General features: G+C 62.2%; 14 protein-coding genes and 1 pseudogene. 6 read left to right on the top strand and 9 right to left on the bottom strand.

Translation table 11 applies throughout. The features are described from left to right. Positions 1-7: 7 nt before the first annotated feature. The 4 genes from ACUZUJ_RS21080 to bioB form a co-directional block, all read right to left on the bottom strand. The gene (locus ACUZUJ_RS21080; protein WP_101766258.1) at positions 8-787 is read right to left on the bottom strand and encodes an SDR family oxidoreductase; all 780 of its coding nucleotides are present in this window, start codon (positions 785-787) and stop codon (positions 8-10) included. A gap of 29 nt (positions 788-816) precedes the next feature. Continuing rightward, entirely contained in the window at positions 817-1,596 is a 780-nt protein-coding gene (gene bioH / locus ACUZUJ_RS21075; RefSeq protein WP_049444168.1) for a pimeloyl-ACP methyl ester esterase BioH, read from the bottom strand. A gap of 18 nt (positions 1,597-1,614) precedes the next feature. Further along, a complete protein-coding gene (gene bioF, locus ACUZUJ_RS21070) occupies positions 1,615-2,838 on the bottom strand; it encodes an 8-amino-7-oxononanoate synthase (protein WP_101766257.1) in 1,224 nt (407 codons plus the stop codon). 67 nt (positions 2,839-2,905) lie between these two features. Continuing rightward, complete coding sequence (gene bioB / locus ACUZUJ_RS21065; protein ID WP_049444160.1) at positions 2,906-3,949, bottom strand: biotin synthase BioB; 1,044 nt, start codon at positions 3,947-3,949, stop codon at positions 2,906-2,908. Between the two features lie 159 nt (positions 3,950-4,108). On the opposite strand from bioB, the gene ACUZUJ_RS21060 reads away from it, so the two are divergent. The 4 genes and pseudogenes from ACUZUJ_RS21060 to ACUZUJ_RS21045 all read left to right on the top strand — a co-directional run. Further along, positions 4,109-4,678, top strand: a complete 570-nt coding sequence (locus ACUZUJ_RS21060; RefSeq protein ID WP_049444159.1) for a DUF3658 domain-containing protein — start codon at positions 4,109-4,111, stop codon at positions 4,676-4,678. 241 nt (positions 4,679-4,919) lie between these two features. Next, complete coding sequence (locus tag ACUZUJ_RS21055) at positions 4,920-6,263, top strand: chloride channel protein (protein ID WP_049444157.1); 1,344 nt, start codon at positions 4,920-4,922, stop codon at positions 6,261-6,263. Then, positions 6,260-6,922, top strand: a complete 663-nt coding sequence (locus tag ACUZUJ_RS21050; protein WP_101766256.1) for a hypothetical protein — start codon at positions 6,260-6,262, stop codon at positions 6,920-6,922. The genes ACUZUJ_RS21055 and ACUZUJ_RS21050 overlap by 4 nt, the downstream gene beginning before the upstream one ends. A gap of 97 nt (positions 6,923-7,019) precedes the next feature. Continuing rightward, a pseudogene (locus ACUZUJ_RS21045) lies at positions 7,020-7,286 on the top strand (double zinc ribbon domain-containing protein); the annotation flags it as partial. A gap of 144 nt (positions 7,287-7,430) precedes the next feature. Here the strand turns inward: ACUZUJ_RS21045 and ACUZUJ_RS21040 are convergent. Further along, positions 7,431-7,880 (bottom strand): cyclin-dependent kinase inhibitor 3 family protein, encoded by a 450-nt coding sequence (locus tag ACUZUJ_RS21040; RefSeq protein WP_458220535.1) that lies wholly within the window; start codon positions 7,878-7,880, stop codon positions 7,431-7,433. A 396-nt stretch (positions 7,881-8,276) separates the two neighbouring features. On the opposite strand from ACUZUJ_RS21040, the gene ACUZUJ_RS21035 reads away from it, so the two are divergent. Next, positions 8,277-8,759, top strand: a complete 483-nt coding sequence (locus tag ACUZUJ_RS21035) for an NIF family HAD-type phosphatase (RefSeq protein WP_043399788.1) — start codon at positions 8,277-8,279, stop codon at positions 8,757-8,759. Positions 8,760-8,800: 41 nt separating this feature from the next. Continuing rightward, a complete protein-coding gene (locus ACUZUJ_RS21030) occupies positions 8,801-9,193 on the top strand; it encodes an MbcA/ParS/Xre antitoxin family protein (protein WP_458220519.1) in 393 nt (130 codons plus the stop codon). Positions 9,194-9,411: 218 nt separating this feature from the next. On the opposite strand, the gene ACUZUJ_RS21025 is transcribed toward ACUZUJ_RS21030, so the two are convergent. The 4 genes from ACUZUJ_RS21025 to ACUZUJ_RS21010 form a co-directional block, all read right to left on the bottom strand. After that, positions 9,412-10,389 carry a hypothetical protein gene (locus ACUZUJ_RS21025; protein ID WP_180883089.1) on the bottom strand — a complete coding sequence of 326 codons (978 nt, stop codon included), beginning with the start codon at positions 10,387-10,389 and terminating at the stop codon, positions 9,412-9,414. A 63-nt stretch (positions 10,390-10,452) separates the two neighbouring features. Then, positions 10,453-11,745, bottom strand: coding sequence for a TniQ family protein (locus ACUZUJ_RS21020; protein WP_458220518.1), 1,293 nt, complete (start codon positions 11,743-11,745; stop codon positions 10,453-10,455). Positions 11,746-11,748: 3 nt separating this feature from the next. Then, positions 11,749-12,864 (bottom strand): AAA family ATPase, encoded by a 1,116-nt coding sequence (locus tag ACUZUJ_RS21015; protein ID WP_458220517.1) that lies wholly within the window; start codon positions 12,862-12,864, stop codon positions 11,749-11,751. Beyond that, positions 12,861-15,398, bottom strand: a complete 2,538-nt coding sequence (locus ACUZUJ_RS21010) for a hypothetical protein (RefSeq protein WP_458220516.1) — start codon at positions 15,396-15,398, stop codon at positions 12,861-12,863. The genes ACUZUJ_RS21015 and ACUZUJ_RS21010 overlap by 4 nt, the downstream gene beginning before the upstream one ends. Between the last annotated feature and the right edge of the window lie 759 nt (positions 15,399-16,157).

Raw genomic sequence — 16,157 nt, 5'->3', positions numbered from 1 at the left:
AAGTCTCTTAGAACGTACCGGGGTAGGCGCCGCCGTCGATCAGCAGGTTCTGCCCGGTGAGGTAACCGGCCTGTGCACTGCACAGGAAGGCGCAGGCGGCGCCGAATTCATCCGGCGTGCCGAAGCGGCCGGCGGGGATCTGCTGGCGGCGGCGTTCGGCCACTTCCGCAGCATCGCCGTCCTTGCCCGCAGAGTGGGCGAAGTTGGCGCGCAGGCGGTCGGTGTCGAACTGGCCGGGCAGCAGGTTGTTGATGGTGACGTTGTGCGCCACGGTGCGGCGCGACAGCCCGGCGACGAAGCCGGTCAGGCCACTGCGCGCGCCGTTGGACAGCGCCAGGATGTCGATCGGGGCTTTCACTGCCGAGGACGTGATGTTGACGATGCGGCCGAAGCCGCGCGCGATCATCGCGTCCACGGTGGCGCGGATCAGCGCGATCGGCGCCAGCATGTTGGCGTCCAGTGCGGCGATCCAGTCGTCGCGCTCGAAGCTGCGGAAATCGCCCGGCGGCGGGCCACCGGCGTTGGTGACCAGGATGTCCACCTGCGGGCACGCGGCCAGCGCCGCGGCACGGCCGGCCTCGGCGGTGACGTCGGCGGCGACCACGCGGACTTCCGCGGCGCCGGGCAGGGCACGCAGCTCTTCAGCGGCGGCCTGCAGGGTGGCTTCGCCCCGGGCCACGATCACCACGTTGACGCCCTCGCGCACCAGTGCCCGCGCGCAGCCCAGGCCCAACCCCTTGCTTGCGCCGCAGACCAGTGCCCAGCGGCCGTTGATACCCAGATCCATGCGTCAATCCCGCGGAATGAGGAAGGCGCTCATTGTCCGCCATCGGCCGGTGACAGGCCGGCAACGAAGTGTTGCAGGGCCGCGGCGACCTCGTCGGCATGGCCGAGGAAGGGCGCATGGCCGCCGTGGGCGATGGTCAGCGCCTGCCCGCCCGGGGCCAGTGCCGCAGCGGCCTGCATCGCCGTCGGCGACACCAGCCGGTCACGCTGGCCGGCGATCCACAGGCTGGGTTTGCCCAGCGTCGGCAGTGCGCCGCGCAGGTCGGTGCCTTCCAGCAGGCGCAGGCCTTCCAGCAGGGCGCGTTCGGTGGGTGCACCGCGCTCGACCAGGCGCTGGCGCAGCGTGCGCAGCTCCTCGCGGGCGTGTGCCGAGCCCATCACGTCCAGCGCCAGGAAGCGCTCCAAGGTGCCGCCGAAATCGCTGGCCAGCTCGCGCCCGAACTGCTCGAACACCGCCGGTTCCACCGCATGCGGCCAGTCTTCGCCACGCACGAAGCGCGGCGTGGCCGCGATCATCGCCAGCCCGCGCACCTTCGGCAGCGTTGCGGCGGCGTGCAGTGCGAACAGGCCGCCCAGCGACCAACCACACCACACCGCCGGCGGCGTGGCCGCGGCGATGGCGTTGACCACGAACGGCAGGCGCAGCGGCGTGGTGTCCTCGCGGCTGTGGCCATGGCCCGGCAGATCAACCAGATGCAGGGTGAAGCGATCGGCCAGGCGTTGCACCAGCGGCGCGAACACGCCGCCCTGCAGGGCCCAGCCATGGATCAGTACCAGGTCCGGCCCCTGGCCGGTGACGTCGATATGCATGGGAAAACGGCAACAGGCTCAGGCAAAGACCGGCAGCGGCGGTGGCGCGGCCTCACGCGCGGCCAGGTCGACGCGATCGCGCGCGCTGGCAATGGCTTCGACCACGCCACGCACCTGCTCGGGGGTGTGCAACGCGGACAGGGTGACGCGCAGGCGCGCCTTGCCTTCGGGAACCGTGGGCGGGCGGATCGCGCCGACCAGCCAACCGGCCTGTTCCAATGCCTTGGACATCGCCACGGCGCGGTGGTCGTCGCCGCACAGCAGCGGCTGGATCGGCGTTTCCGAGGCCATCAGGTCCAGGCCATGGCGGCGGGCTTCGCCGCGGAACAGCGCGATCAGGTCGGTCAGTTTCGAACGCCGCCAGTTGTCACGGCGGGCCAGGCGCACCGCTTCCAGTGCTGCGGCGGCCAGCGGCGGCGGCATCGCGGTGGTGTAGATGTAGGGGCGCGCGGTTTCGGCCAGGTGCTCGACCAGGTCGTCGCGGCCCAGCACCAGCGCGCCGGAACCGCCCAGTGCCTTGCCCAGCGTGACCAGCTGTAGCGGCACATCGTCCACGCCCAGTCCGGCAGCCGCGACCGCGCCACGGCCATCGCCCACCACGCCCACGCCATGCGCATCGTCCACATAGAACAGCGCCTGCTGCAGGCGTGCCACAAGCGACAATGCACGCAGCGGTGCGATGTCACCATCCATGCTGAAGACACCATCGGTGGCCAGCATCGCCGCGCCATCGGGCGCGTGCTTGAGCTGGCGCATCGCGCCTTCGGCATCAAGGTGCGGATAACGGCGCAGGCGCGCACCGGCCAGCCGCGTCGCATCGAGCAGGCTGGCGTGGTTGAGCTTGTCCTGCACGCACACATCGTTCTCTTCGCTCAGCAGCGCCTGCTGCACGGCCAGGTTGGCGGCGAAGCCACTGCCGAACAGCAGCGCGCGCGGGTAGCCCAGCCACTCTGCCACTTCGCGCTCCAGCGCGTCATGCAGGGCGTGGTGGCCGCAGACCAGATGCGAGGCACCCGCGCCGGTGCCTTCGCGTGCGGCCGCATCCTGCAGTGCGTTGACCACGCTGAACTGCTGGGCCAGGCCCAGGTAATCGTTGCTGCAGAAGCCGGTCAGCCACTGGCCGTCCACTTCCAGGCGGACGCCGTCACGACGGGTGACCGTGCGCCGCGTGCGGCGACGGCCTTGGGCATCGCGCAGGGCGCGTTGGGCGTGGAGGCGGGCGGTCAGGTCGGGGCGGGCCATGGCGGCTGAATGCGGCGACGGGGCGGCTAGGGTAGCGCGTTGCCGCGGCGCCTGCTTGCGACCCGTCTCAGGCCGCGTGAGCGCAGCCACAGGCCGGCGCATCGGCGCTGATATCGGCGTGCACGGTACCGCCGTGGTCATGACCCTCGGCATCCACCTGCACCGCCATCGGTTGCAATCCCAGCCGAGCGAACAAGGCCAGGTCGCGCTCGCTCTCCGGGTTGCCGGTGGTCAGCAGCTTGTCGCCGTAGAAGATCGAGTTGGCACCGGCCAGGAAGCACAGCGCCTGCAGTTCGTCGCTCATCGCCTCGCGCCCGGCCGACAGCCGTACCATCGAGCGCGGCATGGCGATGCGTGCCACCGCGATCATGCGCACGAACTCGAACGGGTCCAGCTCGGCGCTGCCGTGCAGCGGCGTACCCGCCACCTGCACCAGCTTGTTGATCGGCACCGAATCGGGATGTGCCGGCAGCGTGGCCAGCGCCAGCAGCAGGCCGACGCGCTGCGCGCGCGTCTCGCCCATGCCGACGATGCCACCGCAGCAGGTCTTCAGGCCGGCATCGCGCACGTGCTCCAGCGTGTCCAGGCGGTCCTGGTACTGGCGCGTGTGGATGATCGAATCGTAGTAGTCCGGCGCTGTGTCGAGGTTGTGGTTGTAGTAGTCCAGGCCGGCGTCCTTCAGCGCACGTGCCTGTTCGCCGCTGAGCATGCCCAGCGTGGCGCAGGTCTCCAGGCCAAGCGCCTTCACCCCGGCGATCATTGCCGCCACCTTCGGAATGTCGCGGTCCTTCGGCGAACGCCACGCGGCACCCATGCAGAAGCGCGAGGCACCGGCGGCCTTGGCCTGGCGTGCCTTGGCCAGCACCGCATCGGTCTCCATCAGCTTCTGCGCGTTCACGCCGGTGCTGTAGCGCTGCGCCTGCGGGCAGTACGCGCAGTCTTCCGGGCAGCCGCCGGTCTTCACCGACAGCAACGTGGAGACCTGCACCTGCGATGGGTCGAAATGCTCGCGATGGACCGCGGCGGCGCGGAACAGCAGCTCGGGAAACGGCAGATCGAACAGCGCCTGCAGTTCGTCGTGTTGCCAGTCGTGGCGGATGGCAGCAGCCATGGCGGGACCTTGGGTACGAGTGGAGCGAGGGCGGCAGTGTGGGTGGGCTGGCGAGGCCTGTCAACTTAAATATTCTTGTGCAGTTTACAGAAATCGACCGCCAGAAATGCGCGCTACGGTGTAAGTTCATTGCTGCATACGGACTCGCGAGCATGAGCCATGGACAGCTACCAGCCCTACCCGATCCGCCCCGATGCGGTGCTGTGCAGCCTGGCCGAACTGCCTGACGGCGGCCTGCGCGTGGTGATGGATGATCTGCGCCAGACGAGTGAACCCGGTCACTGGCAGAACCGCATCTTCGTGACCTTCAAGGACTACGCGGCGGGGCAGCTCGATCCCTCGACGCTGCCCGACGAGGAGTTGCAGGCGTTCGGTCTGTACGTGCTGGTTCGCCTGCTGGCCATCAATGGCTGCCTGCGCGACACCGAGGAGGAGCCCGACAGCGATGCCCACCTTACCGAGCAGCAGCGGCAGAACATCGCCGCGCTGACCGACGAGGACATCGCCTGGATCGATGCGCAACTGCTTTCCCACTGCGATGGGCAGTTCCGGAAAATCGCCTTCATCGTGGGCAACGCGATGTCGCTGGACCCGCAGCGCCGCCCCGGCATTGCCGATGTCTTCTACGCCCAGCGCGTGCGCAAACTGGTCGCGCGCGGCGTACTGGAAGCGCAGGGCGACCTGGCGCGCATGCGCCATGGCGAAGTGCGCATCCGGCAGCAGCCCTGACCGGTGATGCGAGCGATGATGAGTTGGCACATCTGCCGCGCTATCTGGATTGGCTGCGGTAGCAGCCCAACGTGCGCAGCGTGGAAAAGCGCCGGTGGCGGGAGCGCCTGCCCGTCCAGCGGTGCACGCACGGGGCAGGCTGTCAGCAGGATCCACGGCCGGGCATTTCACCGCATCCTGCAAGGCCTTCAGCCACAGTAGCCGCTGTCCGCCTTCCTCCGCAGCGTCCAGACTGCCCCGCATGACCGATCTCCATCGCCTCCGCGGCCGTATCACCGCGCTGGTTCTCAGTGAGGCCTGGCGCCGCCGCGCCGCACTCTGGGGCGGCGCCGTGGCCGTGGCACTGGTGGCCATCCTGTTCGCCAAGGCCAGCGACGCGGCCTTCCACCTGTTCCAGCGCATCACCTCGCATTCGCCGTGGTGGGCCCTGCTGCTCACACCGGGCATCTTCGCGTTGTTGGCGTGGCTCACTTCTGGCGTGCTGAAGCCCACACGGGGCAGCGGCATTCCGCAGGTCATCGCCGCACTGGACAAGCCGGATGAGTCGTTCCGCAGGACCAATCTTTCGCCTGCGGTCTCGGCGGGCAAGCTGTTGCTGACGTCGTTGTCGCTGCTGGGCGGCGCGTCGGTCGGGCGCGAGGGCCCGACGGTGCATGTGGGTGCCAGCCTGATGTACCTGTTCGGCCGCTGGTTCGGCTTCAAGGACCCACGCGAGCTCTCGCACTTCCTGCTGGCGGGCGGCGCGGCGGGCATTGCGGCGGCGTTCAACACGCCGCTGGCCGGCATCGTCTTCGCCATCGAGGAGCTCAGCGGCCGTTTCGAGCATCGGTTCTCCGGCACCTTGCTGACCGCAGTGATTGTCGGTGGCGTGGTGTCGCTCGGCCTGCTCGGCAACTACACCTACTTCGGTCATGTGAGCGCGCGGCTGCCGCTGGGACAGGGCTGGCTGGCGATCCTGCTGTGCGGCGCAGTGGCCGGATTGCTGGGTGGATTGTTCGCGCGCGCGGTGCTGGCGAGTGCGGCGGGCCGCCCGCGTTGGCTGGGCCAGCTGCGGCAGCGGCATCCCGTGCTGCTGGCTGCAGGCTGCGGCCTGGTGGTGGTGGCGCTGGCGTTGACGTTCGGCGAAGGCGCGTTCGGCACCGGCTACGAGCAGGCGCGCAGCCTGGTGCAGGGGCAGGCGATGGTCGGCCATGAATTCGGTCTGATGAAGCTGCTGGCGAATCTGGCGTCCTACGTGGCGGGTATCCCCGGTGGCCTGTTCTCGCCGGCGCTGGCGGTCGGTGCCGGCCTTGGGCATAACCTGGCGGTACTGATGCCGGGCGTGGATCCGCGAGCATTTGTACTGTTAGGCATGTGCGCCTATCTGACCGGCGTCACCCAGGCACCGCTGACCTCGGCGGTGATTTCGCTGGAGCTGACCGACAGCGGCGACCTGCTGCTGCCGATCCTGGCCACGGTGCTGATCGCGCGTGGTGTGTCCGGGTTGGTGTGCCGGGTGCCGATCTATCGTGGGTTGGCGGAGTTGTTGATGATGCCCGTCGTCGCGCCACACTCGCCTTCCAGCGGAAAGGATTTCACGAAGTGAGCTACACCATCGCCCCTGAACAGGTCATCGATTACCCGCCCGAGCGCTTGCGCGAGTTCCATGGCAGCGTGGTCGAGTACATCGACAACCGGGTGTTCATGCTGGATCCGGGGCAACTGGTCGGCGAGGCTGCCGCGCAGGCCTACCGGGAGACCGCAGCCGGGATGTTCACCGCCCTGGGCTGGCAGGGAGATGGCCGCATCGAGCTGTTGTGGCTGCCCGCCTTTGTTTTCCCGCTGTCGGAGCACATGGCGGATGTCGGTGTTGGCGTCTGGCACGTCAAGCAGGAAGAAGACGGCATCTCCTACCTGTTGTCGCCGGTGCCGATGCCGTTCGAGGCACTGCACAACACGCCACACTGGAAGGAGGTCCGCCAGGCGGCAGAACGCAGGCGCGGTGCACTGGGCCGAGCGGTGGATGAAGTCCTGCACTATGTATGGGATCCAATAGGCATCCAGGCCAATCCGGACTGCCGTGGCGAGTACGCCGCCTACGCAGATCGCATCGAGTCCCAGCTGCTGCGCGGTGCAGGCGAACAGGAACTGTGTGCGGCCCTTGCCGGCATGGCGCGCAATGAAATGGGCGTCAATCCGGATGAGTACAGGACCCAGCGCGCCGCCGCCGCCCTGGTGGCCTGGCGGGCATCCCTGCGTGACTGACCCGATGAGACGACCGACGGTACTGCGTCCGCTTTCCTGACCGTCCGGTGTGGTTGCCGGTGATGGTTCCGGCATCGCTGCGCGGGCAGGTTGGGGTATGCCTCTTGCCTACCTCCCTCTACCGGCGGATTGGCCCGCAGCGCTGCTTCGCGTGCTCCTGCCACTGCGGTGTCTGGTCTGCGGCGACCCGGGCCACGATGATCTTGACCTGTGCCGCGCCTGCCTTGCCGACCTGCCGTGGTCCGGCCGTGCCTGCCTGCGCTGTGCGTTGCCGTTGCCCGACACGGCGTTGATCGTCTGCGGCAGCTGCCGCGAGGAAGCACCACCGCAGACGGCCACCCATGCCAGCCTGTTGTACCTGCCTACGCACGTTAGAAATGATTGGCGGCAGAACTCCACAATGTTTGTCGCTGATCTCTTCAGATAGTTGCGGTAGAATCCAAAAGCTACGTGCCACTCCATTCTGGCTGAGTTCCACCTTTGGAGCGTCGAGTGGCCATAGTTGGTCCTATATCGGACGCTCTGTGTTCCAGGCGCAGATGAAATGCTCCTGCTCACGTGTCTCGATCGCACCAGGTCGAACCTGACGGACTAGGTCCATTGCCTGCATGCCAGTCGCAGCCATCCCCGTTTCCAGTAGCAACATACAAGCAATGGTGCCAGCTCTCCCGAGTCCGCCCTTGCAATGCACCACAACTCGACGTCCACCCAGCAGCTCCTGACAGAGTGCTGGGCTAAGTACCTGCCATTCCTTCAGGAAGATCCTGTCGGGAGCTGCACCATCCACAATTGGAAGTCCATGCCATGCGATACCTAGAGCTGTTGCTCGCTGAGGCAGCTCCACGATCCTGAGCTCATCGAACTCCCAAGGCTCAATGAGGGAAATCAGGTGTGTGGCCCCCCATCTGTGAATCGCGCGTAGATCCACGTCGAGATCGCGGTTCCATGTTCCCGTCATGGCCGCCTCCTGATACTTCCCCGGTGCGAATGTCACGCCTATCGCGCCGCCATTACTTCCTACGGCGAGCGTAGCGACATGTAGCGGATGGGAGAGGCTAGTTCTAAACATTACGGCACCCTCGTCGCGGGAAGAAAGAGAGCCGTGATGCAAGCGGGCGATGCAAGGCTTGCTGCGTTGATCCGTCAGCTCTGGCATTGTCTTTCGCCAGAGTGGATCGCCGGGACACGGCTTGGTTAAGGTGGTCCCTTTGCGACCTACATGCAAGAAGTACCAGTAGGCTCACGCAATGTGCGTACCAGCAAGAACAGACTCGCGTACCAGTAGGCTCACGCTATGGACAGTGATTCACCTCGGGAGCAAGGTATACGGATGCACCCTTAGCAGAGGCAGCAAATGAAGCCGACCATCTTGGCGTTAGACCTTGAAGGAACGCTTATCTCCAATGCGATCAGCCAGATTCCAAGGCCTGGCCTCCATCAGTTCTTGGAAGATGTTCAATCGCAATTCAGTCAGTTGATGATGTTCACGACTGTGTCGGAGGAGCGCTTTCGGAGCATTGCCAATCTACTGGCTCGGGAGGGCAGTGCCCCCGATTGGTTCGCAGGTCTGCGCTACGTTCACTGGACGGGAAAGACAAAGGACCTTCGTCTTGTAACGCCTTGCCTAGGCGAGGCGTTGCTGCTCGACGATCATGGTCCGTACGTACACCCTGGACAAGAGCACCTCTGGGTTCAGATTCCGCTGTTTGGATCTCCCTATTCGCATGACGACGATGGTTTCAGGGTTGCACGTCGACGATTGGTCGAACGGATCAGAACGGAGAACACCTTGGCCCCGACCCATCAAAAGGGGCCAGCTCGGCCAGGCGGGTTCTAACAGGGAGTAACACAGCTTGGGAGCCCCATGAGAAAGGTACAATGAGAAAGCCCAATGAAAGCAGCGCGGCCGGCATTGCGACGCCAGCCCTGCGGGTGTTCATGGAAATTGCAGAAGCTTGGAAGCTAACCCATCAAGAACAAGCGGGTATTCTTGGAGTACCTGTGGGCGTCGCGCAGGCACGATTGGAGGCCTTCGAGGTGAATGACCTTCTGCCTGAGACGCTAGAGAGGATCAGCTATCTGCTCGGTATCTATCGCGCGTTGCACACGTTGTTCCCTAATGAGCAGCAAGCAAACACTTGGGTACGCCGTCCAAACACCGGTGCTCCGTTCAACGGAGACACAGCGTTACGCTTGATGTGTGCGGGTCGGATCGGCGAACTTGCCACTGTTCGTGAGTACCTGGAGGCTCAAGGGATCTCGGCCCCCTGAAGTTTCCTACATCAGCCAACAGAACCGGCGCTGGAGAAGTGGACACAAAACCAGCCCTCATTTTGCCTTTCCGAACTTCTTCAAAGCAGCGTTCAGATCTCGGGCAGGGTCTGACGAGAGCGGACGCCGAACATAAGGGCAGTGCGCTCGCGATGAGGTCACCAAGTGAAGAATGTGCAGCACTCATAGTGCCGATCAAGTTTGGATTGTCACGTCATCTACCATCTTTCGCTGATGATCTGCCGAAGTCGGCCAAGCTCAGCGAGCGTGGCGTGACGGCGCCTACAGAGATAGAGCGAAATGGGATCAACCTGAGTGGTATGCGGACTCAACCTCGCTGGGCAGCGATTCCAGATCTCAACTTCGGCGAATGAACCTGCGTCATAAGGTGACAGGCCAATTCCCATTGACCGCAGAAGACGTTGGTGTATTGCAAGGTGACGCGGATGCTCGTCCTGGCTGCACCCCCTCCAAGAGAGAGCGGCCTCACCTGCGATGCGCATCTGTCCGAGGCGCGCCGCGGAACGCGTGCGAACACGTAGAACTTCGATGACCGGAGTCGACAGCATTGGCTCCACCCTCGCCCAAGTGACACTGCACTCATCCATCTCGACATGAGACCTTGCTCTGATGCGATCTACTGCGCCAACTCCGGCAAGAACTAGCTCGTGGCTGACACAGCCGAGCTGCTTCAGCGGAATTGCGAGTTCGGCTAACGTCCCTGAAATCTCATAGCGGCACTTGCCGTTGTTGAGCGCATGAGTAAGCACGGCCTGTGTCGCGACCGACAGCTTGGCACTGGGAAGGGGAGCGGGAGTTCTTGCGGCAGTGTTGACGCTCAGACTTGGGATGAAGATCTCTCGATCTATGATGATGTAGGACAGTCCGGCGGACATCAATGCAACCCGCTCCGCGGCCAGAAGACTCTCAGCGGAGACGGTCACTATGTCGTACAGCCCTGATGTTCGGTAGGCAAGGTGCATGGCTACTATCCAGTCAAGCTTGTACCCGCCGCGCGAGCAGGCCAGGAGTACGCGCATTCCGCGCATCTCAAACTCAAGGAAGCTGAAGCTGTTACTGAGGATCTCGTCCTGATCCAATGAATGGATTGAAGGCTTGGAAACTTCACTAATCTCACCGATCCTTGCAAGTGCTGAGAAGGCACGCTTCGAGATGCTGCTCGGAAGGTGGGGCATGATTTCCACTCCATTGAGCCTTGCTGGACTAAGGATGGGGTCAGTGCGCTGAGGTTTGGCAGTCTAAGGAGTTCGGGCGGTGCGCCTCCGCCTACATTGACGAAGCAGCGTGCGGGCTGATCCGTGGCTCATGTCGAGCTCTTCCTCGAGCATGCTGAGCACTTCTCCATCGGTGAGGTATGGGAGTTTTCCTTCTTGGTCAAGACGCTCAATTAGCGCCATGCCCGTCTCTCGCCGTAGCATCAGTTGCGCCTGTCGTCTAACTTTCCCCACGTAGCTCTGAGCAAGGTCTGGGAACTCAAGTCGGAACGAGAAGCTGCGCAGGTGAAACAGTGTCGAGATCTCAGCGAGTGTTGGGATGCGGATTCCATTGGGGGCAGCAAGTCCCCTCTCCATTAGTGCGCGAACGTCATCGATGATCTCGTTGTAACTACGCCCTTCGAAGGGCATCCCTTTGCCTGGGCAGGCCAGAGCCAGTCCGAAGGACGCTTTCGCAGCAAGCTCAGGATCAGTCGCAAGCTGCGCGATCGAGACTTGGTGTCGCACGGAAATATCGATCAAGTTGCTCAAAGTCGAGGAGTTCTTCACTCCCCGAGAAGAAACTTTCTCCTTCATCTTGCGCCTATCAATTCGGTGCAAAGGTGCGCACATCGCATCCAACGTGCGATAGAACCTGGGGACAACATCGGGGGCGATACTGGAGATGTCTCCGGATGCAATAGCGGAAACCAGCTCTACGCACTCCTGCTCTCCGTAGTGGGGATGAAAGTCCGGCTGGATGAGACTTCTATCACCAACGAGAAACGAACTGCATGAGTAGCAATGGTCAAGGCCGAGCCTCATGTTGTGGTACTTTTGAGGCTGGAAGCAGGATGGGCAGCTGGCGCGAAGCCGCACCCGATGGAATGGACATCTTTCGATGTAGCTGATGGTCCAGATCAGCCGATCATGTGCACCGATATGGTGTCTCGCATCTTCCAACAAGCACATCTCGCACCAGGTGCGTAGACGTGCGATGTTCTTTGTTCCAGCACGCACGCTCCGGCCCGTCCTGGGGAGGTGTGACGGAAGCGCGAACAGCGTGAGCCGGTTGAGATCGGTTCTGCCAAGCCCCCGTTCTAGGAGATCCGAAACTCCCCTTACCCACTGACCTGAGCCATTGAGCCCATTGCCCGTGTAGAGCCTGGATTCGCCGTCAGCGGCGGCGTCTGGATTGAAGGCGCCTCGCAGCGCTCGGAGGAGTTGCGAGCTGCCATATCCGTGAAGAATCGCCACTCTGGAGTAGAAGGAAGAGAGCGACTCGGTCTCTACAGTTCCAAACGATAAGGGTTGGACAGGTAGCAAGAAGGTGTTCATCAGTCAGCCTCCTGGGACTCGTGCAGGCTTTCGCTGGAATGGACGACTACCGGCGAGTCGCTTCTTACGTGTTGGGCTGGTGCTGCTCTTTGTGCCCTCAGCGCGCTTTGCGGCGCGGCCGCCTTCGCGGTTCGAGTCGATGTGGGGTGCCCCAGGCGTGATTACATCGGAAACCTGGGCAAGGGCGGCCTTGCCAAGCTCGATGTCCCTCGCGATCGTGGACCATTCGGCTTGCACCGGCTTGACTGCGCGAATCATCTTAGTGTTGATGCTTTCGTTACAGGCGGCTGCGAACGCAATCACCTGCTGGAGGCGTTTGTCCAGAACACCAATGCACCCATGGCATTGGATGTAAAGTTCGCGACTGCAGGCTCTCAGTGCGCCACTCTCGCCGATACCATGGGGGTTCGCCTTCTCAATAGCTTTGATGATGCTCTGCCAAGCGCCATAGTCAGCCTCGCCCTCATAGGGGGCCAGATGGACAATCGTGACTCTCGCGGCCAGGTGTGCTCTGTGGGCTAGCAGTGGGCCAAGTAGCTCATATCCCCCGGTGAGGACGAGGTTCTGTCCCGGCCCTGACAGTACTTTCAGGGCCTCCAGAAGCGTGGCTCCGAACTCCTCGTTCTTCGTGCGTGCAATGCTCTGTGCGTCATCCAGCAGTACGAATTCGATCCTGCTAATGGAGAACAGGTTCCTGAGCAGCTTTAGGTGGTCGCCCTCAGTCTTGGATCCAGCACTTCCGCGATGGCGCGACTGCTCTAGCTTCACCGGATCGTAAAGAGGATGGCGAGCATCACCGAGAAGCATCTGAATCACGTACTTCGGCGTTACGCGGGTATCATTAGAAGGCAGGACGAAAGCGCCAATGATGGGAGTTGACTCTGGCTTTGCCGCTTTGAAGACAACCTCTCGGAGATGCTTGGCTAGCCTCAGGAGAAGAAGAGACTTCCCGCAGTTTGATGGGCCAATGATCGCAATGATGTTTCCTCCGCCGATGTTCTCGCAGAATGTTCTAAGGAACACCTCTGTCGCTATGAAGTTGCGATGCCCGACAACTCCGATGAGTCTTGGCGTGATGCGATCAAGATCGCGCTCGAATGACGTTGGCTCTGCCGTCATGAGACACCTGTCGCAGGATCCACAGGTGCCGGCTGGACGTCATCCCAGCCATCGTTCACACACAGGCTGGATGTGCAAGTCGGAGGAAGCTGTTCACTGTCGGCCAAGCCCTGTCTGGACTGTTCCGCGAGCTCCGAATTCCTGCCTGCCTTTACAGAGCCTTCAGTGGGAACGAAGTCATCAGCCCGCGCCGCCCGATCGTATGCTCTCTGCTCTATCTCTATCGCCCTGTGCATTGGATGGATCCCCCTTTTTGACGAGGGCCTGGTGGCGAATGGTGCAGTTCCGGACAGCAGTTCGTCGCTGATGCCTGTGCGAAGACTGTGCTTCCGACAGACTGCCCTATGCCAAGCTTTATCGAGATAGAAGTAGATGACATTGCCGTCACTCTCTGGATCCAGTCGAGGTGAGAGGTTCGCAACCGCGATGGATTTCGAGATAAGGACAGTCGAGGTGAAGTAGCGCTGATCCCAGCGGATAGCGCCCCGAGGGTTGGTGTACCCGCGGATTTCAATGAAGGGTGAAGTGGTAATGAAGAAATGGAGATCCTTCTTGACCGGAACACCCTGTTCTCCATAGATCTTCTCTAGGTTATGGCGCGTGTCGATGAGGCTTGGCGCGCCCTCCCACGCAGTGCCCTGGTTGATCATGTCTATAGCCACGGAGACTTTCTTGAGAACTCGGCTACGCAGTTGCTTACTCCTGGCCTCAGGGCTATGACTAGCAGATACGGCGCGGCTGCTCTTTACGTCTACCTTGAAGCCTGTTGCTCCACGAATGGCCGCTTCCTGAACTAGGTTATGTCTACGCTCAACCTGACTCCCACTTTTCGGGTGTGCGGCTCCTCGCTGGAGGAAGTTGATCTTGAGATCCCAAAGGGATAACTGGAAGGCATCACTGCGGAAGTCGCTACCGCCGTCGGAGTAGATCGTCCTAGGAAGCCGTCCATGCCTGCGGACGCAATCGCGCAGGAGTAGAGAGTTTGTAGTCGAGCTTGGCGGTGAGAACAGAATTATCCAAGCGAGTACTTCCTCGTTCACTTGGTCAACTAGCATGCTGAGGATCGCGTCGCCCTTCACCTCGCAGGCCACGGGCAAAGTGCAGTGATCTACCTGGGCGATCTGGAATGGCATGACGGCAAGTGGAGCTTGCTTCTCAGTGGCCACACGCCCCGCGTCCGCATTGGCAGCTCGCTTCCCTCCAGCCCTCAGTGCGTCGATCCTGTTGTGATCGCGTAGGTGCCATAGCCGGTTGTAGGATGCCTTGGACATTGGATGAAGCCCATGCGTCCCTGCGCTCATGCTCTCCACTGTCACGCAGTAGCTCGCATAGGACTTCTCAATCGTCACCCCATTCCCTGACGATCGGTCAGACGCTATCTGGCAAACTGCGATGTCAAGATTGGCATCCGTAATCGAGCGGGGGCGGCCGGCGTTCTCTGATCGTGGCGCGAGTCCTGCTAGTCCATGATCTCTATAGCTCGCGCGCCAGCGCTGAACAGTTCGTTCGCTAACCTCAGCTGATTCGGGAAACAGGGCCAGGGCCTGTCCATTGATGACGGCAAGCCGGAACCCAATTTTCTCAAGGTATCGCGGATTGAACAGCTGCTCGGCCTCGCCGAGGCCTCTCTGCAGCACGTGATCCCTCTGCTCGATCGCAATGCCAATCTTTGTAGCGCGGTCAAGCGTTGAGCAGATTGTGGAGGAGTCGGGTTCCCACAGACAGCACCGGGAGAGATCCACGTATACCTTCTGCAGCAGAATGGCCTGGAGTACCGGCAGTCCGCTCGCCAGACCGCAATGGTTCATTACCCCTTCAATGGACACCGGCTGCCTGCGATGAACCGCACGTTGCACTGCCTTGATCGCCGCCTGATCGGCATCGGTGATGGGGTGTGGGACGGGTTCCAGCAGAGAGAGGTTACGGGCGAGAATCCAAGGGATTGTCTCAGTCGGAACAACTTCGTGGTCGATACCGATGGATCCGAAGTGGTCTTCGGCGGGGCCGAAGGAGAATCTTCCATCGCGGAACGTCCAAAGGTCTGGGCGACGTTGGTGGTTTTGCAGGAGTGCCTGTAAGGGTTTAACTTCAATCGCGACCACTCTATCAGACATGACCAATAGGTAGTCTGGCGTATACCTGCGTGGCTGTCGGCGACCAATTGAGTCGGCGTAGGTCACTGCGACAGTGCTGGGCTGATCCAAGAGGATCAACGTAGACGGATTGCAGGACACGATCTCCGCAAAGGCCATCTCACCATCTGACTCGGTCTGAACGCGCGCTTCAGAGTCTTCTGAAAGAAAGCTCCCCTGGACGTAGCCATGGCGTTCGCCAACTCGGTTTGTTCCGTGCGAGTTTCCGACCTTTCTGGCCGGGGGGAGCAGGATGGCCGAGATCAGATACTCGATCCCAGGAGGAGTCACACCAAGAGATCTTGCGTGGCGCTCTACTTCCTCTTGGGGCAATGGCGCAATGTGGCTTTCACGCGTGCGGGGCGTGAAAGCTGGGGTCCACACCAGCAGATCGGAGCGCACCAAGTCCTCCGCTCGTACTGAAGGTGTCGTTCCTTCGCTCTCCCCGGCCTGATCGACTTGTCGCGGTACATTTGACTTGCCCATTTTCTAGGCGCAAAGCAAAGCCGTCCCGCCTTGACGGGCACCCAAGAAGATCCTATCTTGGGCTCGTCTAGCCTCCAAAGCAGACAAGCCCAGTTGTAGGCGAAGCCCGTGCCCCTAAGCACGGGCTTTGCTTTTCAGGTTCGGCCTATTTCAGTGCGCAGCCTCCTGTGCTGGTTGCCGTACTTGTGGTCATGCTGACCTGCCAAAGTGACGGAAGAGCCAATGGGCCAGATCGACAGATCTCACCACGCGGGCCCTTCTCCCTGGGATCTGAATGCACTCCATGCCCAGCCTGTCGCTGGCGGCCGCTCGGCGCGCAGCTCCCTGCGACGGATAGCCCAGTGCCTGCCAAGCGTCAGCCACTGGCACGAAGAGGCCGTGATCCATCGTGATTTGCTCTGCCAGATCGTCTTCGCTGGTTGCGCGAAGGGCCAGCAACTGGATTGAACTGTGCATCGGGAGAACCTAAACGATTTCCCGCGGATAGCAAAGATGAGTAGCACCGGTTCCGCGTGCTTTTCTGAAGAGCATCCACCTGAGGCTTGCGACAGAAATTTTGACTTCCCGACGAATCAGCAAGTTGCGAGGGCTTAAGGTGTGTTGCGAAAGCGCGTTTGCGGATCGCAACTTCGATGTCGTGATGCGCGATTTCTCACGGACGAGGTCGAATGTGCG

The organism is Stenotrophomonas sp. S4 (genome assembly GCF_054187805.2).
This window is presented reverse-complemented; position numbering and strand designations above follow the sequence as displayed.